Consider the following 22,586-nt stretch of genomic DNA (forward strand, 5'->3'; position numbering starts at 1 on the left):
CCCGCGACATGGCGAAACTCATTGCTTTTAATCAGGAGGCCCGCGAGGGCATCCAACGCGGCGTCGATACGCTTGCAGACGCCGTGAAGGTCACCCTCGGCCCCAAGGGCCGCAACGTCGTCCTCGACAAGGCCTTCGGTGGCCCGCTGGTCACCAACGATGGTGTCACCATCGCTCGCGAGATCGACGTCGAGAATCCCTTCGAAAACCTCGGCGCTCAGCTGGTCAAGTCCGTAGCCATCCAGACCAACGACGCCGCCGGCGACGGCACCACCACCGCGACCTTGCTCGCCCAGGCCCTCATCGCTGAAGGCCTGCGCAACATTGCCGCCGGTGCCAATCCGGTCGAGCTCAACCGTGGCATCGCCGTCGCGGCTGATAAGACCGTCGAGCTGCTCAAGGACCGCGCTACCGAGGTCGTCTCCTCCACGGAGATCGCCAACGTGGCTACCGTCTCCTCCCGCGACCCCCTCGTCGGCGAGATGGTTGCCGGAGCGATGGACAAGGTCGGCAAGGATGGTGTCCTCACCGTCGAAGAATCCCAGTCCATCGAGTCTTCCCTCGACGTGACCGAGGGCATCACCTTCGATAAGGGATTCCTGTCCCCGTACTTCATCACCGATGTGGACACCCAGCAGGCAGTGCTGGAAGATCCGCTGGTGCTGCTCGTGCGCAACAAGATCTCCTCCCTGCCGGATTTCCTCCCGCTGTTGGAGAAGGTCGTCGAGTCGAACAAGTCCGTCCTCATCGTGGCCGAGGACATCGAAGGCGAGCCGCTCCAGGCTCTGGTGGTCAACTCCATCCGGAAGACCATCAAGGCTGTGGCGGTGAAGTCCCCGTACTTCGGCGAGCGTCGTAAAGCATTCATGGACGATCTCGCAGTGGTGACCAACGCAACGGTCATCGACCCCGAGGTTGGCGTCACCCTCAGCGAAGCCGGGCCCGAGGTCTTCGGCAGCGCCCGCCGCGTGACCGTGACCAAGGATGAGACCGTCATCGTCGACGGTGCCGGCACTGCCGAGGAGGTGGAAGCCCGCCGCGAGCAGATCCGCCGAGAGATCGCCTCCACCGACTCCACCTGGGACCGAGAGAAGGCCGAGGAGCGTCTAGCCAAGATGTCCGGCGGCATCGCCGTCATCCGCGTCGGCGCCCCCACCGAGACCGAGGTCAACGAGCGCAAGCTCCGCGTCGAAGACGCCATCAACGCCGCTCGCGCTGCGGTGCAGGAGGGTGTCATCGCCGGAGGTGGCTCCGCGCTCGTGCAGATCGCCGAAGAGCTCAAGGCATTCGCTGAGGGCTTCGAGGGAGAGGCCCGCACCGGCATCCTGTCGGTGGCCCGAGCACTGACCAAGCCCGCGTACTGGATTGCTTCCAACGCTGGCGTCGACGGCGCCGTCGTCGTGGCCAAGATCGCTGAGCTGCCAAACGGGGAAGGCTTCAACGCCGCCACCCTGGAATACGGCAACCTCATCGAGCAGGGCATCATCGATCCGGTGAAGGTCACCCACTCGGCCGTGGTCAACGCGGCCTCCGTGGCCCGGATGGTCCTCACCACCGAGGCTTCCGTGGTGAACAAACCGGCAGAGGAGGCGGAGGCCCACGCGGGTCACCACCACTAAAGCGCCGTTGGACATCATGCCGAAGCCCGGAAACACCTCGTGTGTTTCCGGGCTTTTTCGCTGTTTAGACCTTGACTTCTATGCGCAGGCGCTTGCTGCGGGTGCGTAACACGGTGAGGCGCTCCACCTCGGACAGGCCGCCCCAGATGCCGTAGGGCTCAGCCACCTCGAGGGCGTGCTCGCGGCAAGCGGCGATGACGGGGCAAGAATGGCAAATCACCTTTGCTCTGCTCTCTCGCTGGGAGCGGGCACGTCCCCGCTCGCCGTCCGGATGATAGAAGACCTCTGAGTCTTCGCCCCGGCAAGCGCCCTGGAGCTGCCAGTCCCAGAAGTCTGCGTTCGGTCCAGGAAGCAGATGCGGCTGAGCCATGGTGTTATTTCTCCTCAATAAAGTGAACATGCAGTAGCGCCGACTGTGGAGCAGTGGCCCTTTGGCAGTGTCTAGGCAGTCGGTGAACAATTGGTTGCCAAATTGTGGCCAGCGGGTGCTTTTTTGGGGAGTTGGGAGAAGAAACATTCATGACCAGCCAAAATGGGGTAGGTTAATGATTCGTGAATTCTTGTCCGCCGAATACGGGGTAAGTTGGATCCGAGTGATGCAATGAGTGAATTGTTGTGGAGGGCTACTTAAGTGAGCGATACCGAAGAGGAACTAGCGGGGTTAGTCCCGTTGGCCATTGATGGTGATCGCCGCGCGCTCCAGCGGATCATGAAGATCATTCATCCCATGGTTCTGCGCTACGCCCGCGCCCGCGTGGGCGGCGGTCGCTCGCCGACGCCGGAGGATATCGCGCAGGAAATTTGCTTGGCTGTCGCCACCTCCATCGGCAATTTTGTTGACAAAGGCCGACCATTCATGGCTTTCGTCTACGGAATCGCATTTAACAAGGTCGCGGACGCACATCGGGCTATGGCTCGTGACCATTCACACCCCACCGACGACGTGCCAGACTCTTTTACCGACCGGGACACCCCCGAAGAGTATGCACTGGTAGCGGATGGAAGTAACAGAGTTCGCCTTCTTCTCGATTCATTAAGTGATAAGGCTCGCGACATTGTGATCCTGCGAGTCTTCGTGGGGCTTTCTGCGGAAGAAACCGCGGAGATCGTAGGAAGCACACCGGGAGCCGTGCGAGTTGCACAGCACCGGGCGCTAGCCACGTTGCGTAAGAATCTTGACCATAGAGGAGAAGAGTGATGAGTCGTCGCTTCCGTGACGCCAGCTCAGGCGACATCAATGACCACCTACAGCCGGTGGTCAACGATGATGCCTTCCTCACTGATCTCTCCCACGGCATTGATCCCACAGACGGCGAAGACGAACTCGCCGCCCTGTTCCTCGCCCTGCGCGATGACGTCGAACGCCAGATGCCCCCGGCCCCCCTCATCGAGGGCGCGGACGAGGAGCCCGTGGTCATCTCCTTGGCTGAGCGCCGCGCTGCGCGCCGCTCCCGCCCGCTGCTGTCCGGCCTCATCGGAGCTGCCGCAGCCACCTTGGTTATTGCTGGTTCCGGCACGGCGATCTTCAACGCCACCCCCGGCTCCCCGCTGTGGGGGATCTCCAGCACCTTGTTCAGCGATCGCGCTGCGGTGATTGAACTCGCTGGCACCTTGGAGCAGGTCGATTCCCGGGCAGCCCAGGGCGACATGGATGGTGCGCGCGAGTTGATCTCGGAGGCCCGTAAGCAGGTCCGCGAGATGAGCGAGACGGAGCAGCAGCCCAAGGATGACACCACTGTGACCGCTACCGTCACCAAGTCGGCTGATCCTTCAGCACCGACCACGGTGACGGAGACGAAGGTGGAGACGGAGACGAGCGTCGCCACGGTCACGGTGACTCAGGGGCCGCCGCCGATCACGGAGAACCCGCTGCCGACCCCGGAGCCCACGGTCCCGGTGACCACCACCCCGGCGCCGGGCACGCTCTCCCCGCCGCAAACGCAGCAGCCTTAGAGCCTCCGGTCGTTGACCCCGTCGAGGTAACCGGCCGCGTAGTCCCAGGACACGTATGCGTTGATGTCGGGGCGTGCGGAAGGCTCGTGGACGGGCGGGAGCTCCCCAGCCAGCGTGGCTAGGAGGTTTTGCTCCATGATGTTCCAGTCGTAGTAGTGCGGGTCCTCGCAGTCCTCGCAGAAGTAGAACACTCCCAGGATTCCCCGCGGCGCAAGCACGACCTTGGCGCGGCGCAGCATCTCCAGATCGGATTGCATGTGCGAGCGCTCTTCTTCGGTGAGCGGGATCGCCGGCTCATCGGCCTCGAGGAAGGACGCCGGATCGTTGGGATCGTCGGCGAACGGGTCCAGGGGCATTTGCGAGTCGTAGTTCACACTGGCCACACTATTGCGGAGGGCTTCACGGAGCAATTCCTTATGGCTACCTCCGAAAAAGAAAAAGGCACTACAGTGAAGGCATTGCGGAAGCCAGACAGTGCGTAAAGGAGCATTCATTCATGACTGATCAGCGTGTCCACACCGGGGGAGACGATCCGAATAAGGTGGCCCTGCTTGGCCTGACCTTCGATGATGTGCTGCTTCTCCCGGCAGAGTCCAACATTATTCCGAGTGAAGTAGACACCTCGACTCAGTTCACCCGCAACATTCGCCTCGGTGTCCCGGTGATTTCTGCGGCGATGGATACGGTCACCGAGGCGCGGATGGCGGTCGCCATGGCCCGCCAGGGTGGTCTGGGTGTGCTCCACCGCAACCTCTCTGCCGAGGAACAGGCCGAGCAGGTGGAGATTGTTAAGCGCTCCGAGTCCGGCATGGTCACCGATCCGGTGACCTGTTCCCCCGATATGACCATCGCCGACGTCGACGCGCTGTGCGCACGCTTCCGCATCTCTGGTCTGCCGGTCGTGGATAACAACGGCACTCTCGTGGGCATTTGCACGAACCGCGATATGCGCTTTGAGGCCGATGTCAATCGTCGCGTGGCGGAGGTCATGACGCCGATGCCCCTGGTTGTCGCCAAGGAAGGCGTGACCAAGGAGGAGGCGCTGGAGCTGCTCAGCGCCAACAAGGTAGAAAAGCTGCCCATTGTTGATGACAACAGCCGCCTCGTTGGCCTTATCACCGTCAAGGACTTCGTGAAGACGGAGCAGTACCCCAACGCCTCCAAAGACTCGGCTGGTCGCCTCCTCGTGGCCGCCGGTATCGGCACGGGCGATGAGTCCTGGGAGCGCGCGGGTCTGCTGGTGGACGCCGGGGTCGACGTCCTCGTCGTTGATTCCGCTCACGCCCACAACAACCGCGTCCTCGAGATGGTCTCCCGCGTCAAGCGGGAATTTGGGGATCGAATCGACGTCGTCGGAGGCAACCTCGCCACCCGCGCCGCTGCGCAGGCCATGATCGACGCCGGGGCGGACGCCATCAAGGTTGGCATCGGTCCGGGTTCCATCTGCACGACCCGCGTCGTCGCCGGTGTGGGCGCCCCGCAGATCACGGCCATCATGGAGGCCAGCGTCCCCGCCCACCGCGCCGGAGTTCCGGTTATCGCCGATGGCGGCATGCAGTTCTCTGGCGACATCGCTAAGGCCCTGGCCGCCGGTGCCAGCACCGTCATGCTCGGCTCCATGCTCGCCGGCACCACGGAGTCGCCCGGCGACATCGTGGTCTCTGGCGGCAAGCAGTACAAGCGCTACCGCGGCATGGGCTCGATGGGGGCCATGCAGGGCCGCGGCTTGTCCGGCGAGAAGCGCTCCTACTCCAAGGACCGCTACTTCCAGGCTGACGTCCGGAGCGAGGACAAGCTCGTGCCGGAAGGCATCGAAGGTCGCGTTCCCTTCCGCGGTTCTATCGACGCCATCACCCACCAGCTGGTCGGTGGACTGCGCTCTGCCATGGGCTACACCGGGTCCGGCACGATCGCGGAACTGCAGACGAAGCAGTTCGTCCAGATCACGACCGCAGGCCTCAAGGAGTCCCACCCGCACCACATCACCCAGACAGTGGAGGCCCCGAACTACCACTAGGATTTTTCGGGCGTGCAGTAGAGTAGGGAACCGTCATACCCGCCCGAAGAAGGGAGCGCCTCGTGCGCGACTATGTTGAGATCGGGGTCGGCCGCGAGGCCCGCCGTACCTACCACCTGCACAATGTCGCCATTGTGCCCTCGCGCCGAACTCGTTCCTCTCAGGACGTGGACACCTCGTGGCATATTGACGCCTACTCCTTCAATATTCCCGTCATGTCCCACCCGACGGATTCTCTGGCCAGCCCGGAGTTCGTCATCGAAATGGATCGCCAGGGCGGCCTCGGTGTAATCAACGCCGAGGGCCTGTGGGGCCGCCAGGCTGACCTAGAGGGCGCGATCTCCCAGGTCGTTGACTCGGTCATGTCCGGCGATGAGCTTGATTTCACCGGTGCGCGGGCCATTGCCTTGCTGCAGAAGCTGCATTCGGCCCCGATCGATGAGGACTTGTTGGCCGAGCGCATCGGCGAGGTCCGCGCCTCGGGGGCCACCGTCGCTGTGCGCGTCAGCCCGCAGCGCGCCCGCGAGCTCGCGCCGATGGTGATTAAGGCTGGCGCCGAGCTCCTGGTCATTCAGGGCACGATGATCTCCGCCGAGCACGTCGCCACGGGCGGTGAGCCGCTCAACCTCAAGGAGTTCATTGGTTCCCTCGACGTCCCCGTCATTGCTGGCGGCGTGGCGGATTACACCACCGCCATGCACCTCATGCGCACCGGCGCCGCCGGGGTCATCGTCGGTGGTGGCACGAACACCAACGAGTTTGCCTTGGGCATTGAGGTCCCCATGGCCACGGCCATTGCCGACGTGGCTGCCGCGCGCCGCGAGTACCTGGATGAGACCGGTGGCCGCTACGTGCACATCATTGCCGATGGCGAGATCGAGAATTCCGGCGACGTCGCCAAGGCCATTGCGTGTGGCGCTGACGCCGTCGTCCTGGGCACCCCGCTGGCACCGGCGGCGGAGGCCCCGGGCCGCGGCACGTTCTGGCCAGCGGTGGCCGCTCACCCACGCTTCCCGCGGGGCATTGTGCAGACCCCGCAGTCCTACGAGGTAGAAGACAAGGAGCCGCCGAGCCTGGAAGTTATTCTCCACGGCCCCACGACCGAGCCTTTCGGCGTGCAGAACATCATTGGTGGCTTGCGCCGGTCGATGGCCAAGTGCGGCTACACCGATCTGAAGTCCTTCCAAAAGGTCAATCTGTCGGTCGAGTAGGATCAGTTTCGTGACTTCAGCTACCCCCCGCCCCGTCCTTGTTGTGGACTTCGGCGCCCAGTACGCCCAGCTCATTGCTCGGCGCGTCCGTGAGGCCCGCATTTATTCCGAGGTTGTTCCACACACCGCTACCGCTGAGGAGATCAAGGCTAAAAACCCGGCCGCGTTGATCCTCTCTGGCGGCCCGTCCTCCGTATACGCCGAGGGAGCTCCGAGCCTCGATCCGGAGATCCTGGAGCTCGGGCTCCCGGTCTTCGGTATCTGCTACGGCTTCCAGGCGATGACTGCCGCCCTGGGTGGCACCGTCGCGGAGACCGGTACCCGTGAATATGGCCGCACCGACCTCACTGTCGAGGCCGAGGGTGTCTTGCACGCCGGCCTGGCGGATACCCACAAGGTGTGGATGAGCCACGGCGATTCCGTCACTGAGGCCCCGGAGGGCTTTAAGGTCACGGCCACCTCCGAGGGCGCTCCCGTCGCGGCCTTTGAGTCGCTGGACAAGCGCATGGCTGGCGTCCAGTACCACCCCGAGGTGCTGCATTCCCCGCACGGCCAGCAGGTGCTCACCCGCTTCCTCACCCAGGTTGCCGGTTTGGAGGCGGACTGGACCGCCGCAAACATTGCGGAACAGCTTATCGACGCCGTCCGGGAGCAGATCGGCCCCAACGGCCGCGCCATCTGTGGTCTCTCCGGCGGAGTGGACTCCGCCGTCGCCGCTGCACTCGTGCAGCGGGCGATCGGTGATCGTCTCACCTGTGTCTTCGTGGATCACGGCCTGTTGCGCGCGGGCGAGCGCGAGCAGGTAGAAAATGACTTCGTCGCTGCCACCGGTGCCCGCTTGGTCACTGTCGACGAGCGCGCTGCGTTCCTCAGCAAGCTCGCTGGGGTCACCGAGCCGGAGGCCAAGCGCAAGGCGATCGGCGCGGAGTTCATTCGTTCGTTCGAGCGCGCCGTCGCCGGGGTCCTCGAAGGTGAGCAGGTCGACTACCTCGTGCAGGGCACCCTGTACCCGGATGTCGTCGAGTCCGGCGGGGGCGCTGGCACAGCGAACATCAAGAGCCACCACAACGTCGGCGGCCTGCCGGACGACGTCGAGTTCGAGCTTGTCGAGCCCCTGCGCCTGCTGTTCAAGGACGAGGTCCGTGCCGTGGGCCGCGAGCTCGGCTTGCCCGAAGCGATCGTCGGTCGCCAGCCGTTCCCGGGCCCTGGCCTGGGCATCCGCATCATTGGTGAGGTCACCGAGGATCGCCTGGAAACCCTCCGGGCCGCCGATCTTATTGCCCGCACCGAGCTGACCGCCGCCGGTCTGGATGATTCGATCTGGCAGTGCCCCGTTGTCCTGCTGGCTGATGTTCGTTCGGTTGGTGTCCAGGGCGATGGTCGGACCTACGGTCACCCCATCGTGCTGCGCCCCGTGTCCTCCGAGGACGCGATGACGGCCGATTGGTCGCGCATTCCTTATGACGTCTTGGAGCGCATTTCTACCCGCATTACTAACGAGGTCGCTGAGGTCAACCGCGTCGTTCTCGACGTCACCTCCAAGCCGCCGGGAACCATTGAGTGGGAGTAATATCCCACGGCACAGCCGTCACGGGCCTCGCACCAACTCCTGGTGCGGGGCCCGTGACGTTAGGGCATTGCAAATCGTTGAACAATCTCCTAAAGTGACTCGCATCACTTAAGGAAAGGTGACTGGATGTCAATCACACCCACTGCGAGCAAGAGAGCTGCCCGCAGCGCCACCATTGGCGCGATGTTCCTCATGGCCACCAGCGCCATCGGTCCCGGTTTCATCACCCAGACCAGCGTCTTCACCGTCAGGATGGGCGCCGCCTTTGCGTTCGCCATTCTCGCGTCGATCCTCGTCGACATCGCCATTCAGCTCAACGTGTGGCGCGTCCTCGGCGTCTCCGGCCTGCGCGCCAACGAGCTCGGCAACTCGATCCTTCCGGGCCTGGGGTGGTTCATCGGTGGCTTGGTATTCATCGGCGGACTCGTCTTCAATATCGGCAACATCGGCGGCTCCGCCCTGGGCATGAATGCCATGCTTGGCATCGACGCCAAGATCGGCGGCGTCATCTCCGCTGCGATCGCCATCTTCATTTTCCTGTCGAAGAAGGCCGGCCTCGCGCTCGACCGCATCGTCATCGGCCTCGGCGCCATCATGATCCTCCTCATGCTCTACGTTGCCGTCGTCTCTTCCCCGCCCGTCGGCGAGGCGCTGCGCAACACCGTCCTCCCGGAGGAGATCGATTTCCTCGTCATCACCACCCTCATCGGCGGCACCGTCGGTGGCTACATCACCTTCGCCGGTGCTCACCGGCTCATCGATTCGGGTACCACCGGCCCTGAGAACGTCAAGGCAATCACCCAGGTGTCTGTCTTGGGCATCATCGTCACTGGCATCATGCGCACCCTGCTCTTCCTGGCGATACTCGGAGTCGTCGCCGGGGGAGTAGCCCTGTCGGGGAACAACATCGCGGCTGATGCCTTCCAGGCCGCCGCCGGTGAGATCGGCCTCCGGGTCTTCGGCGTCGTCCTCTGGGCCGCCGGCCTGACCTCAGTCATCGGTGCGTCGTACACATCGATCACCTTCGTCACCTCGCAGAAGACTGCTCCCCGCGTGCGTTCTCTGCTCACCGTCGCCTTCATTGCGGTGTGTGCAGTCGCTTACTTGATCCTCAACCAGGCTCCCCAGACCCTGCTCATTTTCGCGGGTGCCTTCAATGGGCTCATCCTTCCCTTCGGCTTCGGTGCTGTCCTGTGGGCTGCGTGGATGCGCCGCGATCTCCTCAACGGCTACAAGTACCCGGCGTGGCTCCTCCTCATCGGTGTCGTCGCCTGGCTGCTCACAGTGTTCCTGGGTTGGAATTCCCTCAGCGGAATCAGCGCCCTCTGGGCGTAGGTGGCTAGCCCCTTAACCCACTGAGTCGGCGAAACCGGCACTTCCTAACAACTTGGGGGGTGTGGAAGGCGGATTGACCCCGGAGTTGTTAGGAAGTGCGGGTTTTGGGTTCCCCGACATTAGGTGCCGTACACCGGATCCTCGGTGAGGAATGAGGCAAGGCGTTCGCGGGTCTCCAGCAGGTAGGAACGAAGAATGTCGGCGGCACGGGGGCGGTCATCGGCGGCGACGAGGTCGGCGACGTGTCGGTTCTGGGCGACGAATTCGGCGTGGAAGTCGGGCATGTGCTCGGAGATCCCGAGGAAGGCGAGTCGCATGAGGGCCAAGATGCGGCTCATGAATTCGTTGCTGATGTCGGAGCCGGAGGCGTCGACGACCTGGCGGTGGAAGAGCTGGTTGGCGTCGGCGACGGCGCGGAAATCGCCCGCTGTGAGGGCGGCCTCAGCGGTGGAAACGATGGCGTCTAAGGCGGCTGCATCGAGGTGGTCGCCCCAGAGGAGGGCGGCGGGTTCGAGGTGGGCGCGGCTGATGTAGATATCGCGCATCTGGCTGAGGGTGGGGGAGCTGATGAATACGCCCCGGTTGGGGATGTAGGTGAGGATGCCTTGGGAGGTGAGCGTGGCAAAGCTCTCGCGGAGGGTGTTCCGTGAGATCCCCAGGGTGGCGGCGAGGTCTGTCTCGTTGAGCTTGTGTCCGGGCTGGAACTGCCCGGAGGAAATGGAGTGCCGCAGCTGCTCTGTGGCCACGAGGGGTCGCATGAACTTGAGTTTAATTCTCCTCGGCCATCAGGGAACTAGCGGGGATGGTTACCTGGTGGAGGCGGCCATTGACTTCGACGGCGAAGGACATCCGCTCCTCGTGCAGTGACGCAATATCCTCCACGTCGGTGGATAGTCCTGGTTGGTAGTTGTGGTCGACCCAGTCGGTGTAGACCGCGAGGTCCGAGCCGGCAAAGGAGGGGTGTTCCACCATGTCCCGGTGGAAGGGCAGGGTGGTCCGGACGCCGCGGATGGAGAATTCTTTCAGTGCGTCGCGGGCGCGGAGCAAGGCGATAGCGCGGGTGGGGCCGGTGACGATGAGCTTGGCCAGGAGGGAATCATAGGTTCCGGAGACGGGGGAACCGGTGCGCACGCCGGAATCGATACGCAGGCCCGGGCCGGTGGGCGGTTCGAAGGCGGTGATGGTGCCGGGGCTGGGGACGAAGCCGTGGGCGATGTCTTCGGCGTTGATGCGGAATTCGAAGGCGTGGCCGGTGGGGACGGGGTCCTCGATTACGGAGAGGGGGTGGCCGGCGGCGATGCGGAATTGCTCGGCGACGATATCGATGCCGGTGATGGCTTCCGTGATGGGGTGTTCCACCTGGATGCGGGTGTTGAAGTCGAGGAAGGAGATCGTTCCGTCGGCGGCGACGATGAACTCCACCGTGCCGGCACCGGTGTAATCAGCGGCGCGGCAGATGGCTCGGGCGCCTTCGATAATCTCGGAGTTGTGCCATTCGCTGAGGAAAGGCGCGGGGGCCTCCTCGATGAGTTTGTGGAAGCGGCGCTGCACCGAGCAGTCGCGGGTGCTGAGGACGATGATGTTGCCGAGGGCGTCGGCAAGCACTTGTGCCTCGACGTGGCGGGGACGGGGGAGGAACTTCTCCACGAAGCACTCGCTGCGCCCGAACGCGGCCTGGGCTTCGCGGCTGGCGGAGGCGAAGGCGTGCTCGATGTCGCCCACGTCGCGGACGACGGTGAGGCTGCGTCCGAATGCGGCCTTGATGGCGATGGGCAGGCCGTGTTCTTCGGCGAAGGCGAGGGCGTCCTGCCAGTCGCTGATCGGCTCTTCGGTGCCGGGGGCGAGCGGGGCGTTGACCTCGCGGGCGAGTGCGCGGGCGGAGATCTTGTTGCCCAGGGTCTCGATGGCCTCCGGTGAGGGGCCCACCCACACCAGCCCGGCGTCCTGCACGGCGCGGGCGAAGTCCGCGTTTTCGGACAGGAACCCATAGCCGGGGTGGACGCAGCTGGCGCCGGTGCGCAGAGCGACGTCGATAAGCGCGGGAATGTCCAGGTAGGAGGGGATGGCGTAGGCCTCATCGGCGATGGCGGCGTGCATGGATTCGGCATCGGCCTCGGTGTAGACGGCGATGGAGCGGATGCCGAGGTCGCGGGCGGTGCGGGCGATGCGCACGGCGATCTCGCCGCGATTGGCGATGAGGACGGAGGCAAGCTGGGTCATGAGGGGTCCTCGGTAAAGGTGTCGGGGTCAACGAAAACGAAGCGGACGGTTGCGCCGGGGGAGAGCTGGGCGACGATGTCGAGGTCCTCGGCGACGACGGTGCCGATGACCGGATAGCCGCCGGTGACGGGGTGGTCGGCGAGGAAGATGACGGGCAGCCCGTTGGGTGGGACCTGGATGGAGCCGGAGATCATGCCCTCGCTGGCCAGCTCGCCGTCGCGGGTGCGGGTGAGTGGTTCGGGGGCGTCGAGGCGCACGCCCACCCGGTTGGATTGGCTGGTCACCGACCATTCCATGGTGGAGAATCGATGCTGTTCCTCTCGGCTAAACCAGTCGGCGCGCGGCCCGCGGACGCAGCGAATGTCGCCGGTGAGAAGGGGGTTGGGGCATTGCTTGCCGACGGCCGCCGTGGTCACCGCATCACCCACACTCAATGTCTCGCCCTCGCTGACGGGGGCCGGCCCGAGGCCGGAAAGAATATCGGTGGACGAGGATCCGAGGGTCTCGGGGGCGACGAATCCGCCGCGCACGGCGAGGTAGTTGCGCATGCCCTCGGTTGGCGGCGACACCGTGAGGGTGGAACCGGCAGTGAGCTGGAGCGGGGCGGCCAGCGAACGAGCCGATGAAGCACCGTTGGCATCCGTGATGGTGACTTCGGCGTGGGCACCGGTGACGGCCAGGACGGTATCGACCAGGGCTTCGAGGCTTAACCCGCCGATGTTTTCCAGCAGGGTCGCGTGGCGATCATTGCCCAGCAGACTGTTGGCGGTCCAGGCGCTGCCGCGGTCGACGGCACCAGAGGAGTTGACGCCGATGTCGCCGTGGCCGGGGCGGCCGAGATCCTGGAAGAGGGTCTGGAGGCCGGGGGAGAGGACGGTGAGCGCGGGCTGGGCAGGGGACGACGACTCCTCCTGCCTGGGAGCGGGGGCCACGGCTACTCGTTCCCGCACCGCCCGGTAGGTGACGGTGTCGCCTGGTGAGAGCAGGGCGGGGGAATCGTTCGCCGGATTCCACATGGGGGTGTCGGTGTGGCCGATGAGCTGCCACCCGCCCGGAGAGGTACGTGGGTAGACGGCGGAGAAGTTGCCGGCCAGGCCCACGGCCCCGGCGGGGACTTGCGTGCGGGGGGAGTCGCGCCGGGCAACGTCCCACTCACCGACGGTGGGGACGCAATAGGTAAAGCCGGGGGCGAAACCACCGAAGGCGGCGAGCCAGGTCTCTGAGGTGTGGCGGGTGATCAGCTCCTCGGTGGAGATGGATAAGAGGGAGGCGACCTCGGAGAGATCCTCGCCGTCGTAGACCACGTCGATGCTGATGGCCTGCCCACCCTGCTCCGCGTCAACCGTGGGGGTGTAGTCCCGCAGGGTGAGGGCGGCCTGTTGGGCGGAGCGGGGGGAGGAGGTTTTCACGAGGACGGTGGTGGCGGCCGCGATGACCTCTGTTTGTCCGGGCAGGGGCTGCGCGCTGAGGGAGGCGTGCCAGGCCATGACGTCGATAAGCTCTGGTAATTCGACGAGGACGGCCCGGGTGCCCACGCGGTGCACGATCGGGGTCACAGGAAGCTCCGGATGTCGATCTCGGCTGCCGAGAGCGCGGAGACGATGCCGCGGGCCAGCTGCACGGAGCCGGGGGAGTCGCCGTGGATGCAGACGGATTCTGCGTCGACGCGCAGGGTGGAGCCGTCGACGGCGGTGAGGGAGCCGGTGTGGGCGATCTCGATGACGCGGTTGGCTACCTGTTCTGAGTCGCTGAGAACCGCGTTGGCCTCCTTGCGGGAGACCAAGGTGCCGTCGGGGAGATAGTTCCGGTCGGCGAAGGCTTCTCGGATGACCCGCAGCCCGGCGCGCTCGGCGTGGTCAATGGCGACGCCGCCGGGGAGCAGCATAACGGGGAGGTCGCCGCCGAAGGCCTTGATGCCGTCCACGACGGCCTTGGCCTGCGTGTCGTGGTGCACGATGGCGTTGTAGAGGGCGCCGTGGGGTTTGACGTAGCTGACGTGGGTGCCGTGGGCCCGGGCGAGGGCGTCGAGCGCGCCAATCTGATAAAGGATTTCGGCGGTGAGCTCGGCGGGGGCGTAGTCGATGAAGCGGCGCCCGAAGCCGGGGATGTCACGGTAGGCGACGTGGGCGCCGATGCTGACACCTCGGGCGGCGGCAGAAGAGAGGGTGGTGGAGATGTCGTGGGGGTCACCGGCGTGGAAGCCGCAGGCGACGTTGGCGCTGGAGACGAGCTCCAGCATGGAGGCGTCGTCGGCGACGGGGTTGCCGGCGGTTGTTTCTCCCAGGTCGGCGTTGAGGTCGATGAACACCATGACGCGCTCCATTCCCCCGCACTGTCATCGCGCGGATTGTTGAACAATTTTCTCAATCCTAGCGGGAAGCCGGGGGAATGTGAAGCCCATCACGTTAACTAGCTGCCGGTGTGCACCAACACCTCACCAATAGCGCCCTCGACGGTCAGCGTCAGGGTTTCCCCCTCTGCGTCCTTGTTATACAGGCCGTCGGTGCAGTCCATCTCGCCGAGGCCGGTGTCGCACGTGAGGTCCACCGGGACGTTCGTGGGGAGGTAGACATTGAGCCGGCCGACGCCGGCGTCGATGGTGACATCGCGGGCCTCCTGCAGGGGAGAGAGCTGGCGCAGGTCGACCGTGGTCTGCCCGACGAGTCCCTCGTACTGGCTCGCCAGTTCCGTCTCGTTGGCCGGGACATGAGTGGTGTCCCCGGTGCCATCGGTGGAGTTGTTGACGTAGAAGACCGCGCCGAAGATGCCGACCACGATGGCCGCAGAGATGGCCAGGGCACTACCGATGCCGACGAGGACCCACGGCCAGATGCGCGCTTTCTTCTTCTGCTGCGGAGCAGGGCCCGGTTCCGGCAGATCCCAGGCGAAGGGGGCGGCCCCGAGCGGATCCCAAGCAGGAGGGGTGGTGCGCCCGGGCGGGTACGGGGTGCCGTCGGCGGGCTCATAGGAGGAGAGATCAATGGGCGTGGTCTCTACCGGCGGGTCCGCTAGCAGGCCAGCCGGGGGAACCGGGGTGCGCTGATACAGGGCCCACCAGGCCATGATCATCACTGCGATGGCGAGCAAGGCGGAGGAGCCGACTCCGTTGGATCCCCAGATGAGGCCGGGGATAAGCAGCAGGACTGCGAGGAGGACGAAACCGGTGGTCTTTTCCCCCTTCTCCGCCTCCGGGATCTGGTCGGAGGGGCGGATGACCGCCTGCAGGGGGGAGTTGTGCATGCCGTAGCGGGGCATACACAGCCACGCGAGGGCGTAGGCAGCGAGGCCGCCACCGAAGGTTAAGCTGGCGGCGACGAAAGCGATGCGCACCAGCGTCGGGTCGATTTGGTAGCGAACGCCGATGCCCTCACAGACGCCGGCCACCTTGGCGTTGCCGCCTTGGCTGGAAGGGATACGGGGTGGGCGGGTATCCCACATCTGGCGGAAGGTATCGGTCGAGGTGCTCATGGCTTCATTGTGGGCGCTGTGCTGGCCGAAAAACATCGGGGGCCACCCTGATTTCCAGATTTCAGGGTCTGCCCCGATGTATCGGGGTGGCCCTCGTGCCAAGATCGGAAACATGACTTCTTCCGCCACGGTGCCTTACGCACAGGAGCGTCCCTCAGCCGGGCCGTACCCGGTGTATGCCCGCTCTCAACAAGGGCGGGTCATTGCGGGGGTGGCATCGGGTTTGGCGAGCCACCTCAAGGTGGATGTCTTTTATGTGCGCCTGGCCTTCTTCGTGGGTGCCTTCCTCTCCGGGGTGGGGCTGTTCGCCTACGCCGGGATCTGGCTGCTGAGCAAGTCCTCCCCCGACGTGCCCGCCCCGACCCACCGGATGAATGTGCCCCGGTGGGTGAACTTCTCGTTCGTCATCGTCGCCGTCGTGGGGTTCTTCTTTGCAGCGAGGTTTGCCTCGGGCATTCCCGGCCGGGCGCTGATCCCCCTCGCCATCGCCGGGCTCGGTGCTTTCCTGGCCTGGCAGGCCTATGACCGGGGGATTAATTCGGGACGCAGTTACATCAGCATCATCCTGGGCGTGGGGCTGATGATTGCGGGCATCGTGCTCATCTTGTCGTTCCTGGATGAACAGAATGGGGGTTTCCTCCCGGCGATCATGGCTGTGCTGCTGACCTTGGGTGGCGTCCTCGCCCTGGGTGGGCCCCTCCTGTTGCGGTTGTGGAACAACCTGGCGGAGGAGCGCGCGTTGAAGGCGGCCAGTGAGGAGCGGGCGGAGATTGCCTCCCGCCTGCACGATTCGGTCCTGCAGACCTTGGCGCTCATCCAAAAGCGCAGCGAGGACCCGGAGGAGGTTCTGCGGTTGGCGCGTGGCCAGGAGCGGGAGCTGCGTCAGTGGCTGTTCGAGGCGGAGGAGAAAAACTCCCAGTCCGTTTTCGCCGCGGTGGAAACCGCCTGCGGTGAGGTTGAGGACTTGTTTGGCATCCGCATTGCCCCGGTGACGGTGGGCACGGACCAGGAGATCACGGATGAGTCGCAGACGGTGATCCTCGCCGCGCGGGAGGCGATGGTGAACGCGGCGAAACACGCGGGCGTCGATACGCTTGATGTCTACGCTGAGCTGCTCGGCGGCGAGCTATCCATCTTCGTGCGCGACCGCGGGGCGGGCTTTGATCCGGAGGCTTTCCCGGAGGATCGCCACGGCATCCGGGAGTCCATCTATGCCCGCATGGAGCGGGTCGGCGGGACGGCGCGGATCCGCTCTGCGGTCGGGGAGGGGACGGAAGTCTCCCTCAGCCTGGCGCTGCCGGTATCCTGAACGGCATGGTGAAGGTGTTCCTGGTCGATGACCATTCCGTGTTCCGCTCCGGCGTCCGCGCCGAGCTAGGCGGCAAGGTCGACATCGTGGGCGATGCCGGCACAGTAAGGGAGGCCATCGAGGGAATCGATGCTACCGTCCCCGATGTCGTGCTTCTCGACGTCCATATGCCCGACGGCGGCGGCATCGCCGTCGTGCAGGGGGTCACCGCCGACACCACCTTCTTGGCGCTGAGCGTGTCCGATGCCGCCGAGGACGTCATCTCCCTCATCCGCGCCGGGGCGCGCGGGTACGTGACCAAGAACATTTCCGGCGCGGAGCTGGCCGAAGCCATCAAACGCGTCCATGGCGGTGACGCGTACTTCTCGCCCCGCCTCGCCGGGTTCGTGCTCGACGCCTTCGCCGGCGGCGAGGTCGTGGAAGACCCCACGGACGAGCCCGAGCGCATCGAGGACCCCGTCGTCGATGCCTTGACCCGCCGGGAGCTGGAGGTGCTGCGGCTGTTGGCTCGCGGCTACACCTACCGGGAGATCGGCACGGAGCTGTTCATCTCCGTGAAAACCGTGGAAACCCACGCCTCGAACATTCTGCGCAAGACGCAGCAGTCTAACCGCCACGCCCTCACTCGTTGGGCTCACTCCCGGGACCTTGATTAATATGGCCGAAAAACTAGCCCGCGACGACGACCGTCGCTACACCTTCCAACCCGGGCGCGTGCTCATCGCGGCGCTGATTTTCACCGGCCTGGTCATCTGGCAGGCGGGCCTCTCCTGGGGGTGGTGGCTGCCATCCTTCCTGCTCATCCTCGTGATCTTCTCCGGCATGCACGCCTTCTACAACTGGGCGAACATCAAGCTCAACGCCATGGGGCGCCGTGCCCGCGAGGCCGGGCAGGAATTCTAGGCGGGTACTTCTAGGCGTAACTTTTAGGCGTAGGCCAGCGCCCGCGAGCCGTCGACATGCGGGAACACCCAGTACATCCACCCGAACACGGCCAGCCAGATCAGCGCGGTGCCCCACACGGGCAGCGGCGCGAACACCGGCACGATCATGAGCGCGAGCCAGACGAAAAATAGTGGCATGACCTGCGTGAGGCGCGGCTTGACCACGGCATTGTGCTTCTCCAGGAATTCCTTCATCTCCCGGCGGTAGGGGTGGCCGAACATGAGCAACAGGCCGGCGGCGATGGCCGCGACCATGACGGCAACCTGAATCCCCCGGGGTAGTTGCGTGGACAACACGGCTACGCCCAGCCCGATGAGGAGTGAGGTACCCAGCCGGACGATGGCCGGAGTGGGGATCGGGGTGACGTGTGAGCGCAGGTTGGAATAGGCGTTCATGCTGGCCAACGCTACCAGTTGACGTTACCCGGGAAACCGGCGCATACTTGTCCCTATGAATGGAACACCTGTTCGGAATGCTGTGGGAGCTGAGGAGCTGGCCGGTCTGAGCCGCGGCGAGCGCATCGAGCTCCTGCGCTCCCGCATGGGTGCCCCCAAGCTTGTTCCGACGGCACTCCTTGGCGTCCCCTCCGAGCTGGGCCGACTACTGCCGCAGGGTGGCCTGGCCCGCCGGGCTGTCACCGAAATCGCGGATTGTCCCGCGCTCGTCGTGGAACTCATCTCGCATGCTACCGCCACCGGTGGACACGTCGGGGTGGTGGGCTGGCCGGAACTCTCGCTCGCCGGTGTGAGCGAACAGGGGAATCTGGAGCGCGTCATCGTCGTGCCAGATCCGGGCGTGGACCCATTAGAGGTGGCCGCGGTCTTGGTCGAGGGCTTGGACCTGGTCATCGTGCATTCCACGGGGCAGCTGTCCCCGGCTCGGGCGCGCCCGCTGCTGGCTAAGCTCCGCGAGGGCTCGGCCGCCCTCGTATTCGTCGGACTCCAGGTCGCCTCCCCGGCCGCCCGAATCGGGGCCACCGTGAGCACCTTTCGCGGCATTGGTCTCGGTCGGGGGCGGATCCAGGGGTTAGATATCCACGTCGAGGTTGAGGCCAAGGGGCATCGCCCGACGCGGGGAACCATGACGGTGGGGCGCCGCGCTGAGCTGCGGGCGGTGTGAACATGCGGGTCGCCGCGCTGTGGTTCCCCGATTGGCCCGTGCAGGCGGCCCGGATCGAGGATGAAAGCCTGCCACCGGAGATCCTCATCGCCGCCCAGCATCGCGTGCAGGTCTGCTCGGTGCCGGGCGTGCGCCGGGGCATGCGGGTGCGTCAGGCGCAGGCGTTGTGTCCCGGGATCGTTGTCCTCGATGCGGACCCGGATCGGGATGGTCGTATGTTCGAGTCCATTGCCGCTGGCCTGGATGATGTCGCCTCCTCCATCGAGGTGCTCCGCCCGGGGTTGGTCCTCGTGGATGTGGGTGCGGCGGGGCGGTTTCATGGTTCGGAGGGGGCGGCTGTGGAGAAGCTTATCGATGCCGCCGCGCGTCGCGGCATCGATTCCTTCGTCGGCGTCGCGGACGAGATCGCCACCGCGCTCATCGCCGCGCGCCTCGGCGCGGTGGTGCCGGTCGGGGGATCGAGGCAGTTCCTCGCGGGCCAGCCCGTCACGCTCCTGCCCGAGGGTGAGGTTGTCGCCGCGCTGCAGGATCTCGGTGTGCGCACCTTGGGCGAGCTGGCGGCGTTGCCCGCGACGGCGGTATCCACCCGCTTTGGTGCGGCTGGGATGCGCTGCCACCGCATCGCTCAGGCCCTCCCGGATCGGCGGGTGGCGCCTGAGTTGCCGGCGGCGGATCTCTCGGTGGCGGTGACCCCGGAGGAGCCCATCGAGCGGGTCGACGCGGCTGCCTTCGCTGCCCGTCAGCTGGCCGCGACGCTCCACGAACGCCTACGGGCGGCCGGCCTGAGCTGCCTCCGGCTCCGCGTCATCGCCGAGCTCAGCGATGGCACCCGCCTCGAACGCATCTGGCGCACGCGCGAGGCGCTCGACGAAGCCGCTACCGCCGACCGGGTGCGCTGGCAGCTCGACGGGTGGCTCACGGCGGGCGGGGCGGGGGCGATCGCCTCGCTCATCTTGGAACCGTTGGAGACGGCCTACCCCGATTCTTATGCGCCGGAGGAGAAGAAGAATGCCCAGCGGGTGATCAGCCGGGTGCAATCAAGCCTGGGGATCGATGCCGTGCTGCAGCCCCGGCTCGTCGGTGGCCGCGGCGTCGCGGAGCGCATTGATCTCGTCCCCTACGGGGAGAGCCGGGATCCGGTGCCTGACGGCAGCTGGCCGGGCCGCATCCCCGGGCCCCTGCCAGCGCGGTTGGCTCACCCGGCGTCCCGGGTCCGGCTTATCGACGCCGAGGGGCGCGACATCCGCGTCACCGTCGAGGCCCTCCTCAGCTCCCCGCCCCATGCGCTGGGGTGGGGGCGGCACCGCTACTGGGTGGCCGCCTGGGCGGGGCCGTGGCCCGTGGACACCGGCTGGTGGGGAAGCACCCCACACAAAGTCGCCCGCCTGCAGGTGGTGGGGCAGGCGGACGAGGAGGACTACCCGCGAGCGTGGCTGCTCGTCTGGGCGGGCGGGGAGTGGCGGATCGAGGCAGCCTACGGCTGAATGTCAATGACCAGGCGGTGCGGGTCCTGCAAGACCTGGACGGAGTAAGGCTGCTTCTTGTTCAGCCCGATGATGAACTGGGAGCGGCCCTCGAAGGTGCCTTCGGAGATGACCTGGGTGACGTTGCCGGAACCTGCGACCGTGCCGATGTTCGGGTCTTCTTTACCTAGTTCAAAGGGGTACGTCGTGCCATCAATGTTGACGTTGAGGGCGATGGGGCCCTCGAAGGTGATCGGCTTGCCGGAGCCCTGCTGGGCGGGGGCGGTGGTGTAATCAATGAACCACCCGGGTTCGCCGTCGCCGACGAGGTCGAAGACGACCCGGTCAAAGCCCTCGTGGCTACCCACGCGCACCCCGGAGACCATCAGCTGGGAAGGGGCCTCGGGGCGGAGGGTTTTCATCGTGGTGTCAGCGTTGCCGAGCGGGGTGATCCCGGCGTCGGCGGAAGGTGCGGAGCCGGTGCCCATGGTGGCTGCTGCCAAGGTATCCGTTGGCGTGGCTGAGGATCCCGAGGGGTCAGTGGGCTGGCCCGTCGAGCAGGAGGCCAGGCCAACGCAGCCCAGACACACGAGGGCAGCCAGCGGAACGCGGAAAACGCGGTGAAGCACGGTCATATACTCACCGTAGACTCAGGAACGGGCAAGGGTGAAGTCAGATTCGGTTGATACGGGCGATCGTGAACGAATCGTTGTAAAAGGGCACCCCCTCCGGACAACGTTATTGTGGTGGCATGGATGAGACTGAATCGGCGGACGAAGTGCAGCGTTGCTCCGATGTGACGGGGGAGCCTCTACCCGGTTCCGCCAAAACGGAACGGGTGTACGTCATTTTGGAGTGGCCGCAGGGGTGGAGCCGTGACGTCCTCGACGGCGGGGTATTCGGGGAGGAACTGACGGCGCAGCTGAAAAAGAAGCTGGGCAAGGTCGCGGGCCTGCAGCTGATCCGCCAACCGGGGCGGGACGGGCGGCAGGTGGACAAGCATCGCCTGTACCTGGTGTTCGTGGAACAAGCCTGCACCGAACTGTTGGCGGTCGATGGGCCGGAGGCCATCCTCGACCTCGATCTTTCTGGCCCCGGGCGCAACGGTGGTCAGCCGGTCGAGGACCCGTTGGTGTTGGTGTGCACCCATGGCAAGCGCGACGTGTGCTGCGCGGTCAAGGGCCGTCCCCTCGCCGCGGAGTTGGCCGACCGTTTCCCCGGGGTATGGGAGACCTCGCACACCAAAGGCCACCGCTTCGCCCCCTCCATCCTGCTCATGCCCTGGGGTTATAGTTTCGGGCGGCTCAATGTGGAGGCGGCGTCGGCGATGGTGGCGGCGGCGATCAAGGGGGAATGGTTCCAGCCTGGCAACCGCGGGTGCGGGCTTTATGGCCCGCGCGGGCAGGTCGCCGAGGTGGCGGTGGCGGGGATGCTGGATCGACTCAGCTACGGCGACCTCACGGTCGTCGAGGGGGACCCGGTGGTGGTCACCCACGCCGATGGTCGCCGCTGGGCGGTGGAGCTAGAGAAGAAAGAGGTAACGGGCGTCATCTCCTCCTGTGGCGATGCCCCGAAGACCTCCGCGGTGTGGGTGGCTAGCGCAATTGAGGCAATGCCCCCGCAACCGAATCAATGACCTCATCGGCGGTGTCGATGACCTCGGCGGGGGACCAGGGGAAGGCGAAGGAGCGATCGGCGATGGCGTGCATCGAGAGGTCGTTCCAGGAATCGCCGAAGGTATAGAGGGTGACCTGTGAACGCGCAAGCCCCAGGTGCGACAGGAGGTTTATCAGCCCGTCGCCCTTGGACGCGCCCTTGGGCAAGATATCCACGAACATTTGGTTGGTAACCACGTCCACCTCGGGGAACTGCTCCGCCACACGCTGGGCGAGTTCGTGGAGGTCGCCCTCGGTGACCAACAGCGGGATGCCGACGAATTCGTGGGCATCGGTGATATCGGCCAGCTCCATTCGCGTGTAATCGCGGATGATGGTGCTGTCCGCCGACCCAGCGGGCAGCTGCGTGAAGAGCGCATCGCGCTCGCCGAGCATGGTGGCAAAGACGATGACCCCGGGGACGTCGATAAGCATGGCGATCAGCCGACGCACCAGCGCAACCGGCAACGTGGCGCGGAAGGGGGTGCCAGCGACGACGGCGCCGGTGTAGATGATGTCGTAATCGAAGCGGAAGCCGTAGGGGCGCAACGCATGATCGAGCGCGGAACGCGACTTGCCGGTGGCGGCCACCGCGAGGTGGCCTGCGGCCTGCCACTCCTGCAAGGCGGCGAGGACATCGGGCGCGATCCCCTCGGGGAACAAAATCGTGCCGTCGATGTCGAACGCCGCAATCTTCATGCT

The 22,586-nt window shown here is 65.5% G+C and carries 23 protein-coding genes; 13 read left to right on the top strand and 10 right to left on the bottom strand.

Features of this window, described 5'->3' with window-relative positions; genetic code table 11:
- Positions 1–8 precede the first annotated feature (8 nt).
- A complete protein-coding gene (gene groL / locus CATRI_RS02375; protein ID WP_290219354.1) occupies positions 9–1,619 on the top strand; it encodes a chaperonin GroEL in 1,611 nt (536 codons plus the stop codon).
- A 64-nt stretch (positions 1,620–1,683) separates the two neighbouring features.
- On the opposite strand, the gene CATRI_RS02380 is transcribed toward groL, so the two are convergent.
- The gene (locus CATRI_RS02380; protein ID WP_290219356.1) at positions 1,684–1,989 is read right to left on the bottom strand and encodes a WhiB family transcriptional regulator; all 306 of its coding nucleotides are present in this window, start codon (positions 1,987–1,989) and stop codon (positions 1,684–1,686) included.
- Positions 1,990–2,250: 261 nt separating this feature from the next.
- On the opposite strand from CATRI_RS02380, the gene CATRI_RS02385 reads away from it, so the two are divergent.
- Both CATRI_RS02385 and CATRI_RS02390 read left to right on the top strand, forming a co-directional pair.
- Positions 2,251–2,817, top strand: a complete 567-nt coding sequence (locus tag CATRI_RS02385) for a sigma-70 family RNA polymerase sigma factor (protein ID WP_290219358.1) — start codon at positions 2,251–2,253, stop codon at positions 2,815–2,817.
- Entirely contained in the window at positions 2,817–3,572 is a 756-nt protein-coding gene (locus CATRI_RS02390) for a hypothetical protein (protein WP_290219361.1), read from the top strand. Before CATRI_RS02385 ends, CATRI_RS02390 begins: the two co-directional genes overlap by 1 nt.
- Here the strand turns inward: CATRI_RS02390 and CATRI_RS02395 are convergent.
- Positions 3,569–3,946, bottom strand: a complete 378-nt coding sequence (locus CATRI_RS02395; protein WP_290219363.1) for a DUF5319 domain-containing protein — start codon at positions 3,944–3,946, stop codon at positions 3,569–3,571. The two genes, CATRI_RS02390 and CATRI_RS02395, sit on opposite strands and share 4 nt — an antisense overlap.
- Before the next feature lie 122 nt (positions 3,947–4,068).
- Between CATRI_RS02395 and guaB the strand changes: the two genes are divergently transcribed.
- The 4 genes from guaB to CATRI_RS02415 all read left to right on the top strand — a co-directional run bounded on the left by guaB (position 4,069) and on the right by CATRI_RS02415 (position 9,705).
- Positions 4,069–5,589, top strand: coding sequence for an IMP dehydrogenase (gene guaB / locus CATRI_RS02400; RefSeq protein ID WP_290219366.1), 1,521 nt, complete (start codon positions 4,069–4,071; stop codon positions 5,587–5,589).
- Between the two features lie 62 nt (positions 5,590–5,651).
- Positions 5,652–6,800: a GuaB3 family IMP dehydrogenase-related protein gene (locus CATRI_RS02405; protein ID WP_290219368.1), complete on the top strand. Its 1,149-nt coding sequence runs from the start codon at positions 5,652–5,654 to the stop codon at positions 6,798–6,800.
- Between the two features lie 10 nt (positions 6,801–6,810).
- Positions 6,811–8,370: a glutamine-hydrolyzing GMP synthase gene (gene guaA, locus CATRI_RS02410; protein ID WP_290219369.1), complete on the top strand. Its 1,560-nt coding sequence runs from the start codon at positions 6,811–6,813 to the stop codon at positions 8,368–8,370.
- Positions 8,371–8,496: 126 nt separating this feature from the next.
- A complete protein-coding gene (locus CATRI_RS02415) occupies positions 8,497–9,705 on the top strand; it encodes an NRAMP family divalent metal transporter (protein ID WP_290219371.1) in 1,209 nt (402 codons plus the stop codon).
- Positions 9,706–9,824: 119 nt separating this feature from the next.
- Here the strand turns inward: CATRI_RS02415 and CATRI_RS02420 are convergent, their stop codons facing one another.
- The 5 genes from CATRI_RS02420 to CATRI_RS02440 all read right to left on the bottom strand — a co-directional run bounded on the left by CATRI_RS02420 (position 9,825) and on the right by CATRI_RS02440 (position 15,393).
- Complete coding sequence (locus CATRI_RS02420) at positions 9,825–10,463, bottom strand: GntR family transcriptional regulator (RefSeq protein ID WP_290219373.1); 639 nt, start codon at positions 10,461–10,463, stop codon at positions 9,825–9,827.
- Between the two features lie 10 nt (positions 10,464–10,473).
- Complete coding sequence (locus tag CATRI_RS02425; RefSeq protein ID WP_353959731.1) at positions 10,474–11,925, bottom strand: acetyl-CoA carboxylase biotin carboxylase subunit; 1,452 nt, start codon at positions 11,923–11,925, stop codon at positions 10,474–10,476.
- A complete protein-coding gene (locus CATRI_RS02430; protein WP_290219375.1) occupies positions 11,922–13,481 on the bottom strand; it encodes a 5-oxoprolinase subunit B/C family protein in 1,560 nt (519 codons plus the stop codon). The genes CATRI_RS02425 and CATRI_RS02430 overlap by 4 nt, the downstream gene beginning before the upstream one ends.
- Positions 13,478–14,248 (bottom strand): LamB/YcsF family protein, encoded by a 771-nt coding sequence (locus CATRI_RS02435; RefSeq protein ID WP_290219377.1) that lies wholly within the window; start codon positions 14,246–14,248, stop codon positions 13,478–13,480. Before CATRI_RS02435 ends, CATRI_RS02430 begins: the two co-directional genes overlap by 4 nt.
- Positions 14,249–14,334: 86 nt before the next feature.
- A complete protein-coding gene (locus tag CATRI_RS02440) occupies positions 14,335–15,393 on the bottom strand; it encodes a PspC domain-containing protein (RefSeq protein WP_290219378.1) in 1,059 nt (352 codons plus the stop codon).
- 112 nt (positions 15,394–15,505) lie between these two features.
- Here CATRI_RS02440 and CATRI_RS02445 point away from each other — a divergent pair, with 112 nt between their 5' ends.
- Genes CATRI_RS02445 through CATRI_RS02455 form a run of 3 tightly spaced genes read left to right on the top strand, consistent with a single transcriptional unit; the run spans position 15,506 to position 17,605 of the window.
- On the top strand, positions 15,506–16,702 hold the full coding sequence (locus CATRI_RS02445; RefSeq protein WP_290219380.1) for an ATP-binding protein: 1,197 nt from the start codon (positions 15,506–15,508) through the stop codon (positions 16,700–16,702).
- Positions 16,703–16,707: 5 nt separating this feature from the next.
- Entirely contained in the window at positions 16,708–17,358 is a 651-nt protein-coding gene (locus tag CATRI_RS02450; protein WP_290219382.1) for a response regulator, read from the top strand.
- 1 nt (position 17,359) lies between these two features.
- The gene (locus CATRI_RS02455) at positions 17,360–17,605 is read left to right on the top strand and encodes a hypothetical protein (protein ID WP_290219384.1); all 246 of its coding nucleotides are present in this window, start codon (positions 17,360–17,362) and stop codon (positions 17,603–17,605) included.
- Positions 17,606–17,628: 23 nt separating this feature from the next.
- Here the strand turns inward: CATRI_RS02455 and CATRI_RS02460 are convergent, their stop codons facing one another.
- Complete coding sequence (locus CATRI_RS02460; protein ID WP_290219385.1) at positions 17,629–18,042, bottom strand: hypothetical protein; 414 nt, start codon at positions 18,040–18,042, stop codon at positions 17,629–17,631.
- Between the two features lie 55 nt (positions 18,043–18,097).
- On the opposite strand from CATRI_RS02460, the gene imuA' reads away from it, so the two are divergent.
- Positions 18,098–18,766, top strand: coding sequence for a DnaE2-dependent mutagenesis accessory factor ImuA' (gene imuA', locus CATRI_RS02465; RefSeq protein ID WP_290219387.1), 669 nt, complete (start codon positions 18,098–18,100; stop codon positions 18,764–18,766).
- A gap of 2 nt (positions 18,767–18,768) precedes the next feature.
- Complete coding sequence (locus CATRI_RS02470) at positions 18,769–20,250, top strand: DNA polymerase Y family protein (protein ID WP_290220916.1); 1,482 nt, start codon at positions 18,769–18,771, stop codon at positions 20,248–20,250.
- Here CATRI_RS02470 and CATRI_RS02475 read toward each other — a convergent pair.
- Complete coding sequence (locus CATRI_RS02475) at positions 20,241–20,864, bottom strand: AMIN-like domain-containing (lipo)protein (protein WP_290219389.1); 624 nt, start codon at positions 20,862–20,864, stop codon at positions 20,241–20,243. The two genes, CATRI_RS02470 and CATRI_RS02475, sit on opposite strands and share 10 nt — an antisense overlap.
- Positions 20,865–20,980: 116 nt before the next feature.
- Between CATRI_RS02475 and CATRI_RS02480 the strand changes: the two genes are divergently transcribed.
- A complete protein-coding gene (locus tag CATRI_RS02480) occupies positions 20,981–21,865 on the top strand; it encodes a ferredoxin family protein (protein WP_290219391.1) in 885 nt (294 codons plus the stop codon).
- On the opposite strand, the gene CATRI_RS02485 is transcribed toward CATRI_RS02480, so the two are convergent.
- On the bottom strand, positions 21,825–22,583 hold the full coding sequence (locus tag CATRI_RS02485; RefSeq protein ID WP_290219394.1) for an HAD hydrolase family protein: 759 nt from the start codon (positions 22,581–22,583) through the stop codon (positions 21,825–21,827). The two genes, CATRI_RS02480 and CATRI_RS02485, sit on opposite strands and share 41 nt — an antisense overlap.
- Positions 22,584–22,586 lie beyond the last annotated feature (3 nt).

The organism is Corynebacterium atrinae (assembly GCF_030408455.1).
In the GTDB taxonomy this organism is placed as follows: Bacteria; Actinomycetota; Actinomycetes; order Mycobacteriales; family Mycobacteriaceae; genus Corynebacterium; species Corynebacterium atrinae.